The organism is Streptomyces sp. NBC_00887, from assembly GCF_045207585.1.
Map to the genome: position 1 here is coordinate 7,710,496 of NZ_CP108788.1, position 18,026 is coordinate 7,728,521.

Here is an 18,026-nt window from a genome sequence, read left to right on the forward strand (position 1 = left end):
TCACGCCCCGAGCACCGAGCAGCCCGGGTCCTGGTCGCCGAACCACTCCCGCCAGAAGCGGTACGTGTCGAGCCCGCAGTACGTCTCGACCTCGCTGACGCCCAGCCCCCGCAGCAGTGCGTCGACCGCGTCGAAGAAGACCCCGTTCACCTCCGGGATCCACAGCAGCGCGAAGACCGCGATCAGCCCGAACGGCGCGAACGGCTCCACCTGCCGCCGGACCTTGTACGAGAGCCACGGCTCGATCACGCCGTAGCCGTCCAGCCCCGGGACCGGCAGGAAGTTCAGGACGGCGGCCGTCACCTGGAGCAGCGCCAGGAACGCCAGGGCCAGGCGGAAGGACAGCGGGACCCCTTCCAGCGCGTCCAGCCAGAACGGCGCCGTGCAGACGATCGCGAACAGGACGTTCGTCAGGGGGCCCGCGGCCGAGATGAGACTGTGCTTCCAGCGGCCGGTGATACGGGCCCGCTCGATGTAGACCGCACCGCCCGGCAGTCCGATGCCGCCCAGGATCACGAAGAGCACGGGCAGCACGATACTGAGCAGGGCATGGGTGTAAGCGAGTGGATTGAGTGTCAAATACCCTTTTGCGTCAACTGTGATGTCGCCACTGTGCAGCGCGGTGCGCGCGTGCGCGTATTCGTGCAGGCAAAGCGACACGATCCAGGCCGCGGTGACGAAGAGGAAGACCGCGAAGCCCGTCTCGCCGGCGAAGTCCGTCCACACCGCCCAGCCCGAGACGGCCATGACGGCGACGATCCCGAGGAAGATCGGACTGACCCGCCGGTCGCTGCGGCGGAAGGCGGTGGTCATCGGCGGAACTCCTGGGTGCTGGACGGCAGGCGGCGAGCCCCGACCGTACGGGTGACAGGGCGAGAACGTCCCGCGGTCGGGTGGTAGTTCCACGAAGTGCGGAGCCGTCACGGACAATGGGCGCGTGCACTACGGCATTCTCGGTACCACCCAGGCTTTCCGCGACGACGGCACGGCCGTGGCCCTCGGCGGGGCGCGGCTGCGCGCCCTGCTCACGGTGCTCGCCCTGCGCCCCGGGCGCACGGTCCCGGCGACGGTTCTCGTCGACGAGGTGTGGGACGGCGATCCGCCCGCCGATGCCGTGGGCGCCCTGCAGGCACTCGTGGGCCGCCTCAGGCGTGCGCTCGGCCGGGACGCCATCGGCTCCGTGGAGAACGGCTACCGGCTCGCCGCCGACCCCGACGCCGTGGACCTGCACCGCTTCGAGCGGCTCGTGGGGGAGGGTGCGCGGGCCCTGGAGGACGGCGACGCGGCGAAGGCCGCCACGGTCCTCGACGACGCGCTCGCCCTGTGGCGCGGGCCCGCCCTCACCGACCTGCCCGACCGTGCCGCTGCCGCCGTCCGGTGGGAGGCCCGGCGCCTCGAGGCCCGCCGCACCAGGATCACCGCCGTCCTCGCGCTGGGCCGCCCCGACGAGGCCCTGCCCGAACTCGCCGCGCTCTGTGCAGACCACCCGATCGACGAACCCCTGCAGGCCCTGCGCATCAGGGCGCTGCAGGCCGCCGGGCGAACCGCCCAGGCACTCGCGGCGTACGGGGAGGCGCGGACCGCGCTCGCCGAGCGCGTGGGCTCCTCGCCGGGACCCGAGCTGCGCCGGCTGTACGAGGAACTGCTGCACCAGGACCGGCCCCGGCCGGAACCGGCGCCCTCCCCCGCCCCGCACGGAAACCTGCGGGCCAGGCTCACCAGCTTCGTCGGCCGCGAGACCGACATCGCGGCCCTCCGCGAGGACCTCTCCCGGGCGCGCCTGGTCACCCTGCTGGGCCCCGGAGGCGCGGGCAAGACCAGGCTGTCCCAGGAGGCGGCCGAGACGGCCTCGGCGTCCTGGCCCGACGGGGTCTGGCTGGCGGAGCTCGCCCCCGTCGACGACCCGGCGGCGGTCGCCGACGCCGTACTGAGCGCGCTCGGCGCCCGCGAGACCGTGCTGCGGGGCGCGGGAGCCGAGGGGCTCCGCGCCGTGGAGCGGGGCTCCGACCGCACGGCCGGGGACCCGCTCACACGTCTCACCGAGCACTGTTCCGGTCGCCGCATGCTCCTTCTGCTCGACAACTGCGAGCATGTGATCGAGGCGGCGGCCGGGCTGGCGGACCACCTCCTCGCCCACTGCCCCGGCCTCACCGTCCTGGCGACGAGCCGCGAGCCCCTCGGCGTGCCTGGCGAGCTGTTGCGGCCCGTGGACCCGCTCCCCGACCCCATAGCGCTGCGCCTGCTCGCCGACCGGGGGAGCGCCGCCAGGCCCGGCTTCCGGGTCGACGCGGATCCCGGGACCGAGGCCGCCTGCGCCGAGATCTGCCACCGCCTTGACGGGCTGCCGCTCGCCATCGAACTGGCGGCGGCACGGCTGCGCATGCTCGGTCCGCGCCAGATCGCCGACCGTCTCGACGACCGGTTCCGTCTGCTGACCAGTGGCAGCCGCACCGTACTGCCGCGCCAGCAGACCCTTCGGGCCGTTGTCGACTGGTCGTGGGAGCTCCTTGACACGGCCGAACGTGCCGTGCTGCGCCGGCTTTCGGTGTTCGCCGGAGACTCCGCCCTCACCGCGGCCGAGGAGGTCTGCTCCGTCGCGGGCGTCGACGCCCGCGACGTCGCGCCGCTCCTCGGCTCCCTGGTCGACAAGTCCCTGGTCGTCGCCGCCCCCGGCAACGACGGCGGGATGCGGTACCGGCTTCTGGAGACCGTTGCCGAGTACGCATCGGACCGGCTGGACGAGGCGGGGGAGCGGGCCGCCGTCGAGCGGCGGCATCTCGTCCACTACCGGGAGCTCGCCCGCCTCGCCGACCCGGAGCTCCGGGGTGCTGGTCAGCAGTCCGCCCTCGATCTGTTCCAGCGCGAGTACGAGAATCTGCGCACCGCCCTGCGCCGCGCCGAGGCCGCCCAGGACGAACAGGAGCTCCTCTGCCTCGTCCTCTCTCTCGGCTGGTACTGGCAGATGCGCGACCTGCGGGCCGACGCCCGCCACTGGGCCGACGCCGCGGCTGCCCTCGGCCCCGATCCGTTCACCGAGCCCGTCGAACCGGCACCCTCCCTGCTGGAACGGTGCACCGACAGGCCGCCCCCGATGGAGCCCGACCAGACCGAGGAGGCCAGGCGTGGTGTACGGCTGATCCGGCTGGCCAATATGGACCACTCGGGCAACGAATGGACCACGGACGAGGGCAGGAAGCGCCTGAAGGCGATCGCCCGGACCTACCGGCCGGGCCAGCCGCAGACCTGCCGTACGCCGGGATCCCTCTGGTTGTTCGCGATCCTGTTCACCGGCGAGCCCGACCGGCTGCGCGAGCTCATGGACCAGACGGTGCGCGCCTGCCGGGAGTTCGGCTATGAATGGGAGCTGGCCGCCGCGCTGCAGATGCGGGCCAACGTGCTGGCCAACCGCCCCGACTGGGCGGGCGAAGCCCGGCAGGACGCGAACGAGAGCCTGGACATCTTCGTACGCGTCGGTGATGCCTGGGGCTCCGCCGAAGCGCTCTCCTCCCGGGGCGAGGCCCATGAGCGCGCCGGCGACAGTGCATCCGCGGCCGAGGACTTCCGTACCGCGGTCACCTACGCTGAGCAGCTCGGTGCCCAGACCCAGGTCGCGCTGCTGCGGGCCCGCTACGCCTCCGCTCTCCTCGAGATCGGCCGGGGCGAGGAGGGGGAGTCCATCCTGCGTGAGGTGCTCGCCAAGGGACGGCAGGCCGGGCACGAGGCGATGCCCGCAGCCCGGCTCTACCTCGCCCTGTGGCTGGGGCGGACCGGCCGCACCACGGAGGCGCGCGAGCAACTCGGCGCACTGCGGAAGGAGTTCGGATCGGAGACGGTGGCGATCTTCGAGGGTTTCGTGCTGGGCATGCAGGCCTGGCTGGACAACCTCGACGGCGATTACGCCAGTGCCCTGAACCGGGCCTGCCGCGCGCTGGAGAAATCGCAGGGTTCGATGTCGCAGATGGTGGCACCACAGATGTCGTCCCTGCACCTGGTCGCCGTCGCATGGGCCCTGGGCGGTCTCGGCGGAGAGCGGCGGTGCAGGGACGCGGCGCGGCTGCTCGGCCTGCACGCGGTACTGCTGCCGGCCGGTCACGTACCCACGCTGACGGAGCGCAGTAACCGGGATGCGGCGGAAGAGGTCGTCCGGGCGGGACTGGCGGACGACGCCGCCTTCGAGACCGCGTACGCCGAAGGCGGCGGCCTCGCACTGGAGGAGGCCACCGCCTTTACGGACGCATACGTGCGGGAGCAGGACTCCGGCCCGTGATCAGGACTTCTTGCGGAACTTGGACACCGCGAGCGGAGCCATCACCGCGGTGATGACCACGGTCCAGCCGAGCGTCACCCAGACCGAGTGGGCGAGCGGGCCGCCCATCATCAGGGCGCGGGCGGCGTCGGCCAGGTTGGACAGCGGGTTGTAGTCGGTGAACGTCTGGAGCCAGCCGGGCATCGTCTGGGTCGGAGCGAAGATGGACGAACCGAACTGGAGCGGCATCAGCACGAGCATCCCCATCCCCTGGACGGCCTGAGCCGTCTTCATGGTCAGTCCGAGCAGGATGAAGATCCACATGATGGCGGCGCCGAACGCGGCCGACAGGGCGATCGCGCCGATCAGCCCGAGCACCGACTCCTGGAGCTCCATGCCGAGCGCGAAGCCCATGCCCAGCAGGATCAGCGTGGCGACCATCATCCGGCCGAGCTCGACCACGATCTTCGCGATGAGCACCGAGGAGCGGGCGATCGGCATCGTGCGGAACCGGTCCATGACCCCCTTGCGGAAGTCGTCGTTGACACCGGAACCGACCGCCATGGCGATGTTCATGCCCATCATCGCCATCAGGCCGGGGATCAGGTAGTTGAGGTACTCCTGCCGGCCGCCGCCCATGCTGCCGCCGACCGAGCCGCCGAAGACGTACACGAACAGCAGCGTGAAGATGACCGGCATCAGGAGCGCGTCGAACATCGACTCCGGATCCTTCTTGATCTGGAGCAGATTGCGCCGCACCAGTGCCCCGATGTGGCGCAGGTTGTTCCGCAGCCCGATCCGGCCCTCGCCGTGGAGCTTCGTGACCGGTGCGGAAGCGGCCGCGTCGGTGGGGGTGGGCGTCAGAGTCGTCGTGCTCATGCCGCGACCTCCTGGGGGATCGTGTCGGTGACGGTGGCCTTGTCGCCCGTGATGGCGAGGAAGACCTCGTCCAGGCTGGGCAGAGCGGTGGCGACATGGGCGAGGGAGAAGCCCCGGGTGCCGAGCAGGCCGATCACGGCGGTCAGCTGCTCGTCGCTGAGGATCGGCACGTACAGCAGGCCCTCGTCGGGGACGGCCTGGGCGCCGGAGACCCCGTCGAGTCCGGCCTCCCTGATCGCCTGCGCCATGGCGGCGAGTCGGTCCGGGTCGGAGGGCCGGATCTGCAGGGTGCGGCCGCCGACCTTGGCCTTCAGCTCGTCGACACCGCCCCGGGCGATGATCTTGCCCTTGTCGATGACCGTGAGCTCGTCGGCGAGCTGCTCGGCCTCTTCCATGTACTGGGTGGTGAGCAGCACGGTCGCCCCCTCCGCGACCATCCGCTGCACCTCGTCCCAGACCTCGTTGCGGGTACGGGGGTCGAGCCCCGTCGTCGGCTCGTCCAGGTAGAGCACGGCCGGGCTGCCGATCATGGACGCGGCCAGGTCCAGCCGGCGCCGCATGCCGCCGGAGTAGTCCATCGCGGCCTTCTTCGCCGCGTCGGTGAGCGAGAAGCGCTCCAGCAGCTCGTCGGCGCGGGACCTGGCCTTCTTGCGCGGCAGGTCGAGGAGCCGCCCGATCATGTAGAGGTTCTCCCAGCCGGACAGCTTCTCGTCCACCGAGGCGTACTGCCCGGTCAGGCCGATGGTGCGGCGCAGCTGCCTGGGCTGCTTCACCACGTCGTAGCCCGCCACGACCGCGTGCCCGGCATCGGGCAGGATCAGGGTGGAGAGGCAGCGTACGAGGGTGGTCTTGCCGGCGCCGTTGGGCCCGAGCACACCGAGAACGGTGCCTTCGCGCACATCGAGGTCCACGCCGTCCAGCGCCTTGGTCGAGCCGTAGTGCTTGACCAGCCCCCGCACCTCGACGGCGTTCGTGCCGTTCCTGGGGTTCTTGTCGTTTCGCGTCATGTCCACCATGACATCAGCCGTCACCGACAAGTCACCGACAAGCCGCTGACAGCGGACCTACCGCAGACCCACAGCAGGGCGACAGCCCGCCGATGGGGGAGTCGGCGGGCTGTCGGTGGTGCGGCAGTGGTCAGAGGGGCGTCAGTGGAAGGTGTGCTCCGGCTGCGGGAACGTTCCGCCGACGACCTCGTCGGCGAATTCCTTCGCGGCGTCTTCGAGCACCTGGCGCATGTTCGCGTACTGCTTGGTGAAGCGGGGCACCTTGCCGCCGGTCAGCCCGACCATGTCGGTGTAGACCAGCACCTGGGCGTCCGTGTCCGGTCCGGCACCGATGCCGACGGTCGGGATGTGCAGGGTGCGGGTCACCTCGGCGGCCAGTTCGGCCGGTACGAGCTCCAGGACGACGGCGAACGCGCCCGCGTCCTGCACCGCCTTCGCATCGCGCAGCAGCTGCTGCGCGGCCTCCTCGCCGCGGCCCTGCACCCGGTAGCCCATGGCGTTGACGGACTGCGGGGTCAGGCCGATGTGGCCCATGACCGGGATTCCGGCCTCGACCAGCAGCCGGATCTGCTCGTGGGAGCGCTCGCCGCCCTCCAGCTTGACCGCGCCGACGCCGGCGTCCTTGATCAGCCGGGTGGCGTTGCGGAGGGCCTGGACGGGTCCCTCCTGGTAGGACCCGAAGGGCAGGTCGGCGACGATGAGGGCGCGCTTGGTGCCCCGTACGACGGCGGCGGAGAGCATGGCCATCTCGTCCATCGTGACGGGAACGGTCGTCTCGTACCCGAGGTGGCAGTTGCCCATGGAGTCGCCGACGAGCATGACCGGGATGCCGGCCTCGTCGAAGACGGACGCGGTCATCGCGTCGTAGGCGGTGAGCATGGGCCACTTCTCGCCGCGCTCACCGGCTGCGGCGATGTCGTGGACGGTGATGCGGCGGGTGCTCTTTCCTCCGTACAACGCCTTGCCGGCGGAGGGGGAGGGACCTGCTGGGGCGGTGGTGTTCTGATTCTGCGCAGCCTGAAGCGACATGGCCAACGGCTCCTTCGTCATCTCGTGGCGCCCTGACGGCGTCCCCGGATCCCTTCCATGGTGGCATCCCGGGGCCGCTCCCGGGAAGTGGGCCCCGGCGACCGGGTAAAGACTTTCCAATACGAGACGGTCTCGTATCGAAAACGGGCTAGGGTCGTCGCCATGTCCATACCGTCCGGCGCCCCTGCCGCCGAGTCCCGTGTCCCGGAAGCGGTCCACCGCCGCCGCTGGGCGATCCTCACCGTTCTCATGTTCAGCCTGCTCATCGTGGTGCTGGACAACTCGATCCTGAACGTGGCGGTCAAGACGATCGCCACCCCGGCACCGACCGGCATCGGCGCCACCCAGAGCGAGCTCGAGTGGGCGATCAACTCCTACACGCTCGTCTTCGCGGGACTGCTCTTCACCGCGGGCCTGCTCGGCGACCGCATCGGCCGCAAGAAGGTGCTGCTGGCCGGAATCCTGGTCTTCGGCATCGGCTCCGGCCTGGCCGCGCTCTCCACCTCGCCCGGCGAGCTCATCACCTGGCGTGCCCTGATGGGCTTCGGCGCGGCGTTCGTGATGCCCGCCACGCTCGCCGTCCTGATGAACGTCTTCGAGCGCGACGAGCAGCCCAAGGCCATCGGCATCTGGGCCGGCAGCGTCGGCCTCGGCATCGCCATCGGCCCGATCACCGGCGGGCTGCTCCTGGAGCACTTCTGGTGGGGCTCGATCTTCCTGGTCAACGTCCCCGTGGTGATCGTCGCGCTGATCGCCATGGTCGCCCTCGTACCGGACTCCCGGGACCCGAACCCCGGCCGGGTCGACCCGCTGGGCGTCGTCCTGTCCATCGTCGGCCTGGTCCTTCTGGTGTACGGCATCATCCGCGGCGGCGAACTCGCCGACTTCGCCGACCTCACGGTGCTCGCACCGCTGACCGGCGGGCTGGTGGTGCTGGCGGTCTTCGTGTGGCACGAGAAGCGCAGCAGCCACCCCTCCATCGACATCTCGTACTTCAGGGAGCCGGCCTTCTCCGCCGCCGTCGCCGCCATCGCGCTGGTCTTCTTCGCGCTGATGGGCGTCACCTTCTTCTCCGCCTTCTACCTCCAGAGCGTGCGTGGCTACAGCGCCCTGCAGTCCGGACTGCTCATCCTGCCGCTCGCCGCCGCCCAGATGATCTTCGCGCCACGCGCCCGGCTGGTCGTCGACCGGTTCGGTGCCCGTGCGGTCTGCACCGTCGGCATGCTGCTGGTCGCGGGCGGCCTCGCGGCCTTCGCGCTCTTCGACGCGGACACCCCGGTCTGGGTGATGTGCGTCGTCTTCTTCGTGCAGGGCACGGGAATGGCGCACATCATGCCGCCGGTCACCGTCGCCGTGATGCAGGCCCTGCCCCGCGAACGGGCAGGCTCCGGCTCGGCCGTCAACAACACGTTCCGCCAGGTCGGCGGGGCGCTCGGTATCGCGGTGCTCGGCTCGGTGCTGTCCACGGTCTACCGCGGTGACATCGAGGGCCACCTCGCAGGCGTCCCGGCCGCTGCGCGGGACGTGGCGGGCGAGTCGATCGAGGCGACCCTCGGCGTCGCGGCGAAACTGGGCCCGGCGGGCAAGCCGCTCGTCGCTGCGGCGAACGAGGCGTTCATCTCGGCGATGCACGTCACGGCCCTCGGCTCGGCGGCGGTGGCCCTGATAGGTGCTGTGGTGGTGGGCCTGTTCCTGCCGGGCAGGCAGCAGGCTCCGGGCCGGGACGAGAACCGGGCAGCCCCGGCGACGGAGGACGACAAGGCCGCTTCGAGCCCGTCCGGCGATTGAGGCAAGCGTCACGTCGGACGAACCCGGCACCCGATCCCCGCCCCGGCGGTCGCCCCACCCCCCGCCGGTCGGCGAGAATCAGGATGAACGGCGAACGACGAGCGGTGGACGGCGCGGCGAGAGGTGACCCACGTGCAGGCGGCACAGGACCATGCACAGGACCGGGCCGAGGACTCACCCGGCCAGGACTCACCCGGACAGGACCCTCACGGCCAGGACCCCGAACCCCGCCGCGGCCGCCCCCGCAGCGCAGCCGCCGAGCGGGCGATCCTCGACGCCGTCGTGGAGCTCCTGGAGGCCGGTGAACCCCTCGCCGGCCTGTCCATCGAGCGCATCGCCCGCACCGCGGGCGTCGGCAAGGCCACGATCTACCGCCGCTGGAGCGGCAAGGAGGAGCTCTTCGTCGACGTCCTGCGCGACATCGAACCCGCCGACCCCACCGTCTCCGGCACCGAAGGCCTCGCGGACCTCCGCCTCCTGCTGGAATCCATGCGTACGCGTGGCCTCGCCCAGCGCTCCTCCGTACTCCTGCACAACGTGTTCGCGCAGATGAAGAGCCACCCCAAGCTGTGGACCGAGTACCAGTGCACGGTGATCGCGCCGCGCCGCGTCGCCATGCTGGCCGCCGTGCAACGGGCCGTGGACGCGGGCGAGCTCCGCGACGACCTCGACGCGGAGCTGATGGACGACCTGTTCCTCGGCCCCATGCTCGTACGCACCGTCCACCGCCCCGACGCACCCCTGCCCGAGGACCTCGCCGACCGCATCATCGGGATACTGCTCCAGGGCCTCGCACCGAAACCGCAGGTCACAGCAGGGAAGCCGACGACGGCTCCTGTGTGAGCGTTCTGTCACAAGCCACCACAACCACCCTTCCGGCCGGAACCCACGACGCCACATCCGTCGTCCTGATGGCAGTACGGCCGTCGTCGACGGCACGAATAGCGTCGCCCATCGCCTAGGGTCGTGAGGCGCGGCGATGTGTACGGCAAGGCAGTGAGGACAGCGCAATGGTGCAGGCGTACAGGGCGGACACCGAGAACGCCGGCACGGGTCCGCAGGGACCCGGGCCCCGCCTCCGAGCACTGCGCCACAGACTGGCGGCGGACCCCGGAATCTGGCGGCGCGGCATCCTCCTCGCGTTCTGCTCGGTCCTCCTGACCCTGATGATGATCTTCCACGCGGAGATCCCCAACACCATCGGCAACACGGGCAGCCTCATCGAGACCTTCCTGCCCTGGTTCGGCCTCCTCGTGCCGCTGCTGCTGCTCCTCGGCCTCGTCCGGCGTTCGGCGACCGCTCTGATCGCCGTGCTCCTGCCGGCCGTGGTCTGGCTCAACCTGTTCGGCGGCCTCCTGTTCGCCGACAAGTCGGGAACCGGCGGAGACCTCACCGTCGCCACGCACAACGTGAACGCCGGCAACCCCGACCCCGCGGGCACCGCCCAGCAGGTCGCGGGATCCGGCGCGGACGTCGTGGCCCTGCAGGAACTGCCCGGCGGCAAGGTGGCCGCGTACGAGAAGGCCCTCGCCGCCCGCTATCCGCACCATTCGGTACAGGGCACCGTCGGCCTGTGGAGCAAGTACCCGTTGACGAACGCCCGCCCCGTCGACATCAAGCTGGGCTGGACCCGCGCGATGCGCGCCACGGTGACCACGCCGGACGGCCCGATCGCGGTGTACGTGGCACACCTCCCGTCCGTACGGGTCAAGCTGCACGCGGGCTTCACCGCCAACCAGCGGGACAAGAGCGCCGACGCCCTGGGTGAGGCGATCGCCGACGAGCGGATCGAGCGGGTGGCCCTGCTCGGCGACCTCAACGGCACCATGAACGACCGGTCCCTGAACGCGGTCACCGCCCAGATGCGCTCCACCCAGGGCGCGGCGGGCGACGGCTTCGGCTTCAGCTGGCCGGCGTCGTTCCCGATGGCCCGAATCGACCAGATCATGGTGAGGGGCGTCGAACCCCTGTCGTCCTGGACCCTCCCGGCCACGGACAGCGACCACCTCCCGATCGCCGCACGCGTGGAACTCTGAGCCCCGGCGGGTACTTTCTCCCCATGCCCAGCCCCGAGTCCGACAGACTCCCGCCACCGGTCCGCCGGTGGCCGACCCGCAGCGCCGAAAGGCTCTGACCTCAGCGGTCGGTGAGCCTTCCCCCTGTCGCGTCGTCGACCACCGCCGGATTCCGCGGCGGTGTGGGCCGACTCCCCTGTCCGTGAGAACACCGGGCATTCCACCGCGTTGCCGTTCCACGCGCCCCTGCGCGCACGGACGGGCGCGGCCCGCACCCCCGACGAACACCGCTCGTTCCTCCGACGGTTCCGTACAAGGGGTCTTCTTCCCATGCCATTTGCTGTCCACGTGCTCGGGCTGGCGGTCTTCGCCCAGGGCACATCGGAGTTCATGCTGTCCGGCCTGCTCTCGGGCATCGCCACCGACCTCGACGTCTCACTGGCCGCCGCCGGGCTGCTGACCTCGGCCTTCGCGATCGGGATGGTGATCGGCGCACCGCTCACCGCCCTGGCGGGCCGCACCTGGCCCCGGCGCCGTGCGCTGCTGTTCCTCCTCGGCGTGTTCATCGCCTCCCATGTGGTGGGTGCGCTGACCCCCGGCTACGGGGTGCTGCTGGCGACACGGGTGGCCGGGGCGCTGGCCAACGCCGGCTTCTGGGCGGTGGCCCTGGTCACCGCGTCGGCCATGGTCGAACCGCACCTGCGGGCGAGGGCCAGCGCCGTGGTCGTCGGCGGGGTGACCGTCGCCTGTGTGGTGGGGGTGCCGGCCGGTGCGATGCTCGGTGAACTGTGGGGCTGGCGCTCGGCGTTCTGGGCTGTGGCCCTCGCCTCAGTACCGGCGGTCCTCGCACTGTTGTGGACGATTCCCGGCGGGCGCCCGCACGACGTGGCGCAGGTGAGCGCCCGCAGCGAACTGCGTGCCCTGGCCCGCCCCCGTCTGCTGCTCACCCTGCTGGTGATGGCGCTCGTACAGGGGGCGACCTTCCGTACGTTCTCCTACCTGGAGCCGCTGGTCACCCGGGTCTCCGGCCTCGGCGCAGGCTGGGTCCCCGCCGTCCTCGCCCTGTTCGGCGTGGGCTCGTTCGCCGGCGTCACCCTGGCGGGCCGGATCGCCGACGCCAGGCCGGGCGCCGTCGTGGCCGTCGGCATGGTCGCGCCGGCCGCCGGCTGGGCGGCCCTCGCACTGACCGCAGGGAACCCGGTGGCCGCGCTCGCCCTGATCCTCCTCCAGGGCGCGTTCGCCTTCGGTACGGGTACGGCGCTGATCACCCGGGTCTTCCACCAGGCCCCCGACGCCCCGACCCTGGCGGGCTCCTTCGCCACGGCTGCCTTCAACGTGGGCGCCGCGCTGGGCCCTTGGCTGGGCGGCCTGGCCCTCGGAGCGGGCTTCGGCTTCCGCGCACCGGTCTGGGTGAGCGCCCTGCTGATGTGCCTGGCGCTCGCGGGGGCGGTGGCGGGGGGCGCTGTCGCGCGAGCGGTCCCGCTTCCTGCCCCGGACGCGGCACGACTCCACCCGTGATCTTCTTCACCGGGCGGACGAGGTCTCCTCGTTCCCGACCCGGGCAGGCAGGTCACCGCACGTATCCTGACCAGCCATGCCGACGTCACCGAGCAGCGGCGGGGGTGTTCGTTCCGCACCCCGCCGCAACGGCTCGTTCACCTCCGGGCACTAAAGGTCTGCGACACTTTGTTCCGGCTGAATACTTAATCCGGACCGGCAATGAAGCCGACGCTCCCTCCCTCGTTCCGAAAGGCCCCCTCCATGCCCCTGGCCCTGCTCGCCCTCGCTGTGAGCGCCTTCGGCATCGGCACCACCGAGTTCGTGATGATGGGCCTGCTGCCCAACGTCGCGGACGATCTGGGAACGTCCGTGCCCACCGCCGGTTACCTCGTCTCCGCATACGCGATCGGCGTCGTCCTGGGCGCCCCGCTGCTCACCGCCATCGGCTCACGGGTTCCGCGCAAGCGGATGCTCCTGCTGCTGATGGCCCTCTTCACCATCGGCAACCTCGCCTCGGCGTTCGCCCCCGACTTCGGCTGGCTGCTGGCAGGACGACTGCTGGCCGGACTGCCGCACGGGGCGTTCTTCGGGGTCGGAGCCGTCGTCGCCGCGCGGCTCGTCCCGGACGGGCGGCAGGCCCGCGCCGTGGCGACCATGTTCCTCGGCCTGACCGTCGCCAACATCGTCGGCGTACCGGCGGCGACCCTGCTCGGCCAGCACCTCGGCTGGCGCGCCACGTTCGTCGTGGTCTCGGTGATCGGGCTGGGTGCCATGGCCGCGCTCGCCCGGCTCGTACCGCAGATGCCCGTCGACTCCCACCAGGGCCTGGGGCGCGAGATGAAGGCCATGGGCAACCGGCAGGTGCTGCTCGGCCTGCTCACCGCTGTCCTCGGTTTCGCGGGTGTCTTCGCCGTCTACTCGTACCTCTCGGCCATGACGACCGAGGCGATGGGCTTCGGCGAGTCCTCGGTGACGCTCGTCCTGGCGCTCTTCGGCATCGGGATGACCCTGGGCGCCCTGGCGGCCGGACCGCTGACCGACCGGGCGCTGCGGCCCACGCTCTACGGATCACTGGCCGCCCTGGCCGTCGTGCTGGTGGTCTTCCCCTTCACCGTGCACGTGCAGTGGGCGGCGCTGGTGATGGTGGTGCTGCTCGGCGGGATCGGCTTCATGACGACCACGCCGCTGCAGATGCTGGTGATGAACAAGGCCAAGGACGCCCCCACGCTCGCGTCCGCGTCCAACCACTCCGCCTTCAACCTGGCCAACGCGGGCGGCGCATGGCTCGGCGGCGTGGCCATCGCGGCGGGCTGGGGCTGGACGTCACCGGCGCTGGTCGGTGCGGCGCTGGCGGTCGTCGGTCTCGCGGTGGCGGCCACGGCGGGTCTGCTGGACCGTACGCCGGAGGTCTCCCGTGTGGTGGCAGGCGGGTCCTCGGCGCACAACAAGCAGGAGGCCGAGGTGCGCTGACCGCGCACCCCGGCCCGTGGGGGGCGTACACCGGACCGACCCGGTGTACGCCCCCCACGCGCGTGGTCAGCTCGACTCGCGCCAGCGGTTCGTGATCGGCAGGCGGCGGTCCTTGCCGAAGCCCTTCGGCGAGATCTTCGTGCCCGGCGGGTACTGCCGCCGCTTGTACTCTGCGGTGTCCACCATCCGCAGCGTCTTCGCCACCAGCTCCGCGTCGAAACCGGCCGCCACGATCGCTTCCATGCCCTGGTCCCGGTCGACGTACATCTCCAGGATCCGGTCCAGCACGTCGTAGTCGGGCAGCGAGTCCGTGTCCACCTGGTCCGGGCGCAGTTCGGCGCTCGGCGGCTTGGTGATGGACGCCTCCGGGATCGGGGGGACCTGCCCGCGCTCCTCGGCGGCCCGGTTGCGCCACTTCGCGAGGCGGAACACCGACGTCTTGTACACGTCCTTGATCGGCCCGTACGCGCCGACGGAGTCCCCGTACAGGGTGGAGTAGCCGACCGCCAGCTCGGACTTGTTGCCCGGCGCGAGCACGATCTGGCCCTCCTGGTTGGAGACGGCCATCAGCATCGTGCCGCGCAGCCGCGACTGGAGGTTCTCCTCGGCGAGACCGGTGAGCCCCAGCGACCCCATGTACGCGTCGAACATCGGCTCGATCGGCACGGTGCGGAAGTTCAGCCCGGTACGCCGGGCCAGCTCGGCCGCGTCGCCCTTGGAGTGGTCCGAGGAGTACTTCGACGGCATCGAGATGCCGTAGACGTTCTGGGCCCCCAGCGCATCGCAGGCGATGGCCGCGACCAGCGCCGAGTCGATGCCGCCGGAGAGGCCGATCAGCACACTGCTGAATCCGTTCTTCGCGGCGTACGCGCGCAGCCCCACGACCAGTGCGGAGTACAGCTCCTCGTCGTCGTCGAGCCGCTCGGCGTAACCGCCTGCCAGCTCCGCCTCGTACGCGGGCAGGGGCTCCTCGGAGATGACCACGTGGTCGATGCGCAGTCCGTCGTTCACGACCCCGGACGGCGCCTCGGCCGCGGCGGCGGGCAGCTCCAGATCGAGGATCACGCTGCCTTCGGCGAACTGCGGCGCGCGGGCGATCACTTCGCCGTTCCTGTCGACGACGATCGAGTCGCCGTCGAAGACCAGCTCGTCCTGGCCGCCGATCATCGCCAGGTACGCGGTCGTGCAGCCGGCCTCCTGGGCCCGCTTGCGGACCAGCTCGAGCCGGGTGTCGTCCTTGTCGCGCTCGTACGGCGAGGCGTTGACCGACAGCAGCAGTCCCGCCCCGGCGGCGCGGGCGGCCGGCACACGGCCGCCGTCCTGCCAGAGGTCCTCGCAGATCGCGAGCGCCACATCGATGCCGTGGACCCGCACGACGGGCATCGAGTCGCCCGGCACGAAGTACCGGAACTCGTCGAACACGCCGTAGTTGGGCAGGTGGTGCTTGGCGAAGTTCAGCGCCACCCGGCCGCGGTGCAGCACGGCGGCGGCGTTGCGCGGGGACCCCGCGGGCTGCCCGTAGCGCGGTGCGGCGTGCTCGGAGCGGTCGAGGTACCCGACGACGACCGGCAGCTCGCCGAAGCCCTCCGAGTCGAGACGGGCGGCCAGTGCGCGCAGAGCCTCCCGCGAGGCCTCGACGAAGGACGACCGCAGGGCCAGGTCCTCGACGGGGTATCCGGTCAGCACCATCTCGGGGAACGCCACGAGGTGGGCGCCCTGCTCGGCGGCGTGCCGGGTCCAGTGGACGATCGACTCGCTGTTGCCGGCAAGATCACCGACGGTCGCGTCGATCTGATTCAGTGCGAGACGTAGTTGAGGCACGCCGCCCAGTGTAATCGTCTCTCTGACGCGATGTCCTTGAGGGCGGCCAAGAACCGCGACGTTCCGGAACCCGGCGAGCCGGAGGCCCGACGGCCCGACGGCCCTCGGGGGAGGGGCGCCGGGCCGGGACGCCCCGCCCCACGGCAACCGGGAACGGGCGGACGGAGGGCGGGGACGGGGCGCGACGGGGCAGGTACCGGGGTCAGGAACCGGAGTAGACCTGCTCCGCCCAGCCGGCCACCTGCTCGTCCGAGAGGTGCCGCGCCAGGTCCGCCTCGCTGATCATGCCGATGAGCTTCTTGTTCTCGATCACCGGCAGCCGGCGGATCCGGTGGCTCTGCATCTCCTCGAGCACCGCGTCGACGTCGGCGGTCGCCTCGATCCAGCGCGGTGTGCCGTCGCAGAGCTCGCCCGCCGTCAGCTTCGACGGATCGTGCCCCGAAGCCACGCACTTGATCACGATGTCGCGGTCGGTGATGATGCCGACCATCCTGTCCTGCTCACCATTGGCGGACACGGGCAGCGCCCCCACCTTGTGGTCGCGCATCATCTGCGCTGCGCGGTCGAGCGTCTCGTGTGCCGGGATCCAGTGGGCCCCGGTGTGCATGATGTCCTTGGCTGTGGTCATGGGGATTCCTCCTGCGTGCCGATGGGCACGGCCGTACGGCCCGAGCGAACCCATCGTCATGGGTCCGTTCGGAGTACGCGAGCGCTGTCACCCATTCGGGTGCACGCCGAGGGCGCCGGACGCTCAGGGACGGGGTGCCGACCCCCGTGCCGCGAGCATGTCCGCCATCAGGTCGAGCTCGGACTGCTGGGCCTCGGCCATGCCCTGGGCGAGGCGCTTCTCCACCGGCACCGTGCACTGCTCCGCGCAGCCGCGCGCCATGTCGACGCCGCCCTTGTGGTGGTCGGTCATCAGCTGCAGGAAGAGGATCTCGGCCTGCTTGCCACGGGCCGCGCGGAGCCCGTCGAGCTCGGTCCTGGTGGCCATGCCCGGCATGAGGGCCCCGTCGTGGGGCTCGAACCCGGTCTCCGAACCCTCCGTGTGGTGCGCGGAGTGCCGGTGGCCGGGCAGCCACGCCATCGGCTCCTGCCCGGCGGGTGCCGTCTTCGGCAGCTCCCACAGGTCCAGCCAGCCGAGCAGCATGCCCCGCTGGTTGGCCTGCGTGTTGGCGATGTCGTACGCGAGGCGGCGTACGTCCTCGTCCCGCGTACCGTCACGCACGATGAAGGACATCTCCACCGCCTGCTGATGGTGCACGGCCATGTCGCGCGCGAAGCCCGCGTCCGCCGACTCCGCCGAGGGGGTACGGGGGGCCGGGGCCGCCCCGTCGTCCCGGGCGGCGGCGACCGTCGCCGCCCCGGCGCACAGCAGGGCCAGCGCCACGGCGGAGCCGGCCACCCACCGCGTACGGCGCGTGCGTGCCGAGCTCACCCGTCGACCCCGCCCGTACAGGGCGCACCCGGCTCGGGCGTCTGCTTGCCCTGGACGTACTTCGCGAAGAACTGGGCGACCCGCCGGTCGTCCGCACCGTCCACCGTGACCTGCTTGCCCCACGCGCTCAGCATGATCGGGCCGGCCTGTCCCTCGTACGGGCTCATCAGCGAGAACGGGGTGCTCCCGACGCGGGCCGCGAGCTTCTTCACATCGGCGTCGGCCGCCTTGTCGTTGTACGTCACCCAGACAGCGCCGTGCTCCAGGGCGTGCACGGCGTTGACGTTCGGGACGGCTTTTTCGTATACGACGCCGTCGCAGTTCAGCCAGGCCGGATTGTGGTCACCGCCCACCGGCGGCTCCATGGGGTACGTGACCTCGGTCGTGACGTGGTTGCGGGTCAGCTTCTTCGCGTCCCAGGACTTCTCGCCCGCGACCGGCTCGGCGGCCAGCTTCTCCTTCTCCTGCTCGGTCTGCTTGGCGTCCTGGGCCCGCCTCTCCGAGTTCCGGTCGCTCGCCTCCGACCTCTCCAGCAGCATGTACGTGCCGAAACCGAGCAGACCGGTGACCACGACGGCGCTCAGGCCTACGGCGACGACACGGTTGCGGCGATCGCGCGCACGGTCGGCCTTGCGCATCTGCTCTATGCGGGTCCTGCGCTCGAAGCTCATGTCGTCGGGTCCTTCTGCCAAGGGGAGGGAGGGACGGAACGGGCCGGAAAAGCGGGTGCGCGCAAGGCTGTCGGAACGCCTCCGCGCCCCTTGCACACCCTGGCCGCCGATCGTAGTGGGTGGCCGAGTGCTCTCTCTCACACCGTGTGCGTAATCTGGGTG

At 71.2% G+C, this 18,026-nt stretch carries 14 protein-coding genes; 6 read left to right on the top strand and 8 right to left on the bottom strand.

What is annotated here, in order from left to right:
* Positions 1 to 813 (bottom strand): site-2 protease family protein, encoded by an 813-nt coding sequence (locus tag OG844_RS35200; protein ID WP_406395865.1) that lies wholly within the window; start codon positions 811 to 813, stop codon positions 1 to 3.
* Positions 814 to 937: 124 nt separating this feature from the next.
* Here OG844_RS35200 and OG844_RS35205 point away from each other — a divergent pair, with 124 nt between their 5' ends.
* Positions 938 to 4,267: a BTAD domain-containing putative transcriptional regulator gene (locus OG844_RS35205; RefSeq protein WP_406395867.1), complete on the top strand. Its 3,330-nt coding sequence runs from the start codon at positions 938 to 940 to the stop codon at positions 4,265 to 4,267.
* Here OG844_RS35205 and OG844_RS35210 read toward each other — a convergent pair whose 3' ends face one another.
* The 3 genes from OG844_RS35210 to panB form a co-directional block, all read right to left on the bottom strand.
* The gene (locus OG844_RS35210; RefSeq protein ID WP_406395869.1) at positions 4,268 to 5,125 is read right to left on the bottom strand and encodes an ABC transporter permease; all 858 of its coding nucleotides are present in this window, start codon (positions 5,123 to 5,125) and stop codon (positions 4,268 to 4,270) included. It lies immediately after the preceding gene.
* Positions 5,122 to 6,141: an ATP-binding cassette domain-containing protein gene (locus OG844_RS35215; protein WP_406395871.1), complete on the bottom strand. Its 1,020-nt coding sequence runs from the start codon at positions 6,139 to 6,141 to the stop codon at positions 5,122 to 5,124. Before OG844_RS35215 ends, OG844_RS35210 begins: the two co-directional genes overlap by 4 nt.
* Before the next feature lie 132 nt (positions 6,142 to 6,273).
* Positions 6,274 to 7,161, bottom strand: coding sequence for a 3-methyl-2-oxobutanoate hydroxymethyltransferase (gene panB / locus OG844_RS35220; RefSeq protein ID WP_406395873.1), 888 nt, complete (start codon positions 7,159 to 7,161; stop codon positions 6,274 to 6,276).
* A gap of 162 nt (positions 7,162 to 7,323) precedes the next feature.
* Here panB and OG844_RS35225 point away from each other — a divergent pair, with 162 nt between their 5' ends.
* From OG844_RS35225 to OG844_RS35245, 5 genes are all read left to right on the top strand, one after another.
* The gene (locus OG844_RS35225) at positions 7,324 to 8,949 is read left to right on the top strand and encodes an MFS transporter (RefSeq protein WP_406395874.1); all 1,626 of its coding nucleotides are present in this window, start codon (positions 7,324 to 7,326) and stop codon (positions 8,947 to 8,949) included.
* A gap of 132 nt (positions 8,950 to 9,081) precedes the next feature.
* The gene (locus tag OG844_RS35230; RefSeq protein ID WP_406395876.1) at positions 9,082 to 9,792 is read left to right on the top strand and encodes a TetR/AcrR family transcriptional regulator; all 711 of its coding nucleotides are present in this window, start codon (positions 9,082 to 9,084) and stop codon (positions 9,790 to 9,792) included.
* Between the two features lie 167 nt (positions 9,793 to 9,959).
* Positions 9,960 to 10,985, top strand: a complete 1,026-nt coding sequence (locus OG844_RS35235) for an endonuclease/exonuclease/phosphatase family protein (RefSeq protein ID WP_406395878.1) — start codon at positions 9,960 to 9,962, stop codon at positions 10,983 to 10,985.
* 309 nt (positions 10,986 to 11,294) lie between these two features.
* A complete protein-coding gene (locus OG844_RS35240; protein WP_406395880.1) occupies positions 11,295 to 12,482 on the top strand; it encodes a Cmx/CmrA family chloramphenicol efflux MFS transporter in 1,188 nt (395 codons plus the stop codon).
* Between the two features lie 243 nt (positions 12,483 to 12,725).
* Positions 12,726 to 13,934: an MFS transporter gene (locus OG844_RS35245; protein ID WP_406395881.1), complete on the top strand. Its 1,209-nt coding sequence runs from the start codon at positions 12,726 to 12,728 to the stop codon at positions 13,932 to 13,934.
* A gap of 66 nt (positions 13,935 to 14,000) precedes the next feature.
* On the opposite strand, the gene OG844_RS35250 is transcribed toward OG844_RS35245, so the two are convergent.
* The 4 genes from OG844_RS35250 to OG844_RS35265 all read right to left on the bottom strand — a co-directional run bounded on the left by OG844_RS35250 (position 14,001) and on the right by OG844_RS35265 (position 17,864).
* Entirely contained in the window at positions 14,001 to 15,755 is a 1,755-nt protein-coding gene (locus OG844_RS35250; RefSeq protein ID WP_406395883.1) for an NAD+ synthase, read from the bottom strand.
* 202 nt (positions 15,756 to 15,957) lie between these two features.
* Positions 15,958 to 16,383, bottom strand: a complete 426-nt coding sequence (locus OG844_RS35255) for a CBS domain-containing protein (protein ID WP_351181821.1) — start codon at positions 16,381 to 16,383, stop codon at positions 15,958 to 15,960.
* 123 nt (positions 16,384 to 16,506) lie between these two features.
* Positions 16,507 to 17,193 carry a DUF305 domain-containing protein gene (locus tag OG844_RS35260; protein ID WP_406395885.1) on the bottom strand — a complete coding sequence of 229 codons (687 nt, stop codon included), beginning with the start codon at positions 17,191 to 17,193 and terminating at the stop codon, positions 16,507 to 16,509.
* A complete protein-coding gene (locus OG844_RS35265; protein ID WP_406395887.1) occupies positions 17,190 to 17,864 on the bottom strand; it encodes a DUF3105 domain-containing protein in 675 nt (224 codons plus the stop codon). The genes OG844_RS35260 and OG844_RS35265 overlap by 4 nt, the downstream gene beginning before the upstream one ends.
* Between the last annotated feature and the right edge of the window lie 162 nt (positions 17,865 to 18,026).

Bases quoted from the DNA above. Each gene is read 5' to 3' on its own strand.
- OG844_RS35200 (WP_406395865.1), bottom strand. From the start codon at position 813: ATGACCACCGCCTTCCGCCGCAGCGACCGGCGGGTCAGTCCGATCTTC.
- OG844_RS35210 (WP_406395869.1), bottom strand. From the start codon at position 5,125: ATGAGCACGACGACTCTGACGCCCACCCCCACCGACGCGGCCGCTTCC.
- OG844_RS35215 (WP_406395871.1), bottom strand. From the start codon at position 6,141: ATGGTGGACATGACGCGAAACGACAAGAACCCCAGGAACGGCACGAAC.
- panB (WP_406395873.1), bottom strand. From the start codon at position 7,161: ATGTCGCTTCAGGCTGCGCAGAATCAGAACACCACCGCCCCAGCAGGT.
- OG844_RS35225 (WP_406395874.1), top strand. From the start codon at position 7,324: ATGTCCATACCGTCCGGCGCCCCTGCCGCCGAGTCCCGTGTCCCGGAA.
- OG844_RS35235 (WP_406395878.1), top strand. From the start codon at position 9,960: ATGGTGCAGGCGTACAGGGCGGACACCGAGAACGCCGGCACGGGTCCG.
- OG844_RS35240 (WP_406395880.1), top strand. From the start codon at position 11,295: ATGCCATTTGCTGTCCACGTGCTCGGGCTGGCGGTCTTCGCCCAGGGC.
- OG844_RS35245 (WP_406395881.1), top strand. From the start codon at position 12,726: ATGCCCCTGGCCCTGCTCGCCCTCGCTGTGAGCGCCTTCGGCATCGGC.
- OG844_RS35255 (WP_351181821.1), bottom strand. From the start codon at position 16,383: ATGACCACAGCCAAGGACATCATGCACACCGGGGCCCACTGGATCCCG.
- OG844_RS35265 (WP_406395887.1), bottom strand. From the start codon at position 17,864: ATGAGCTTCGAGCGCAGGACCCGCATAGAGCAGATGCGCAAGGCCGAC.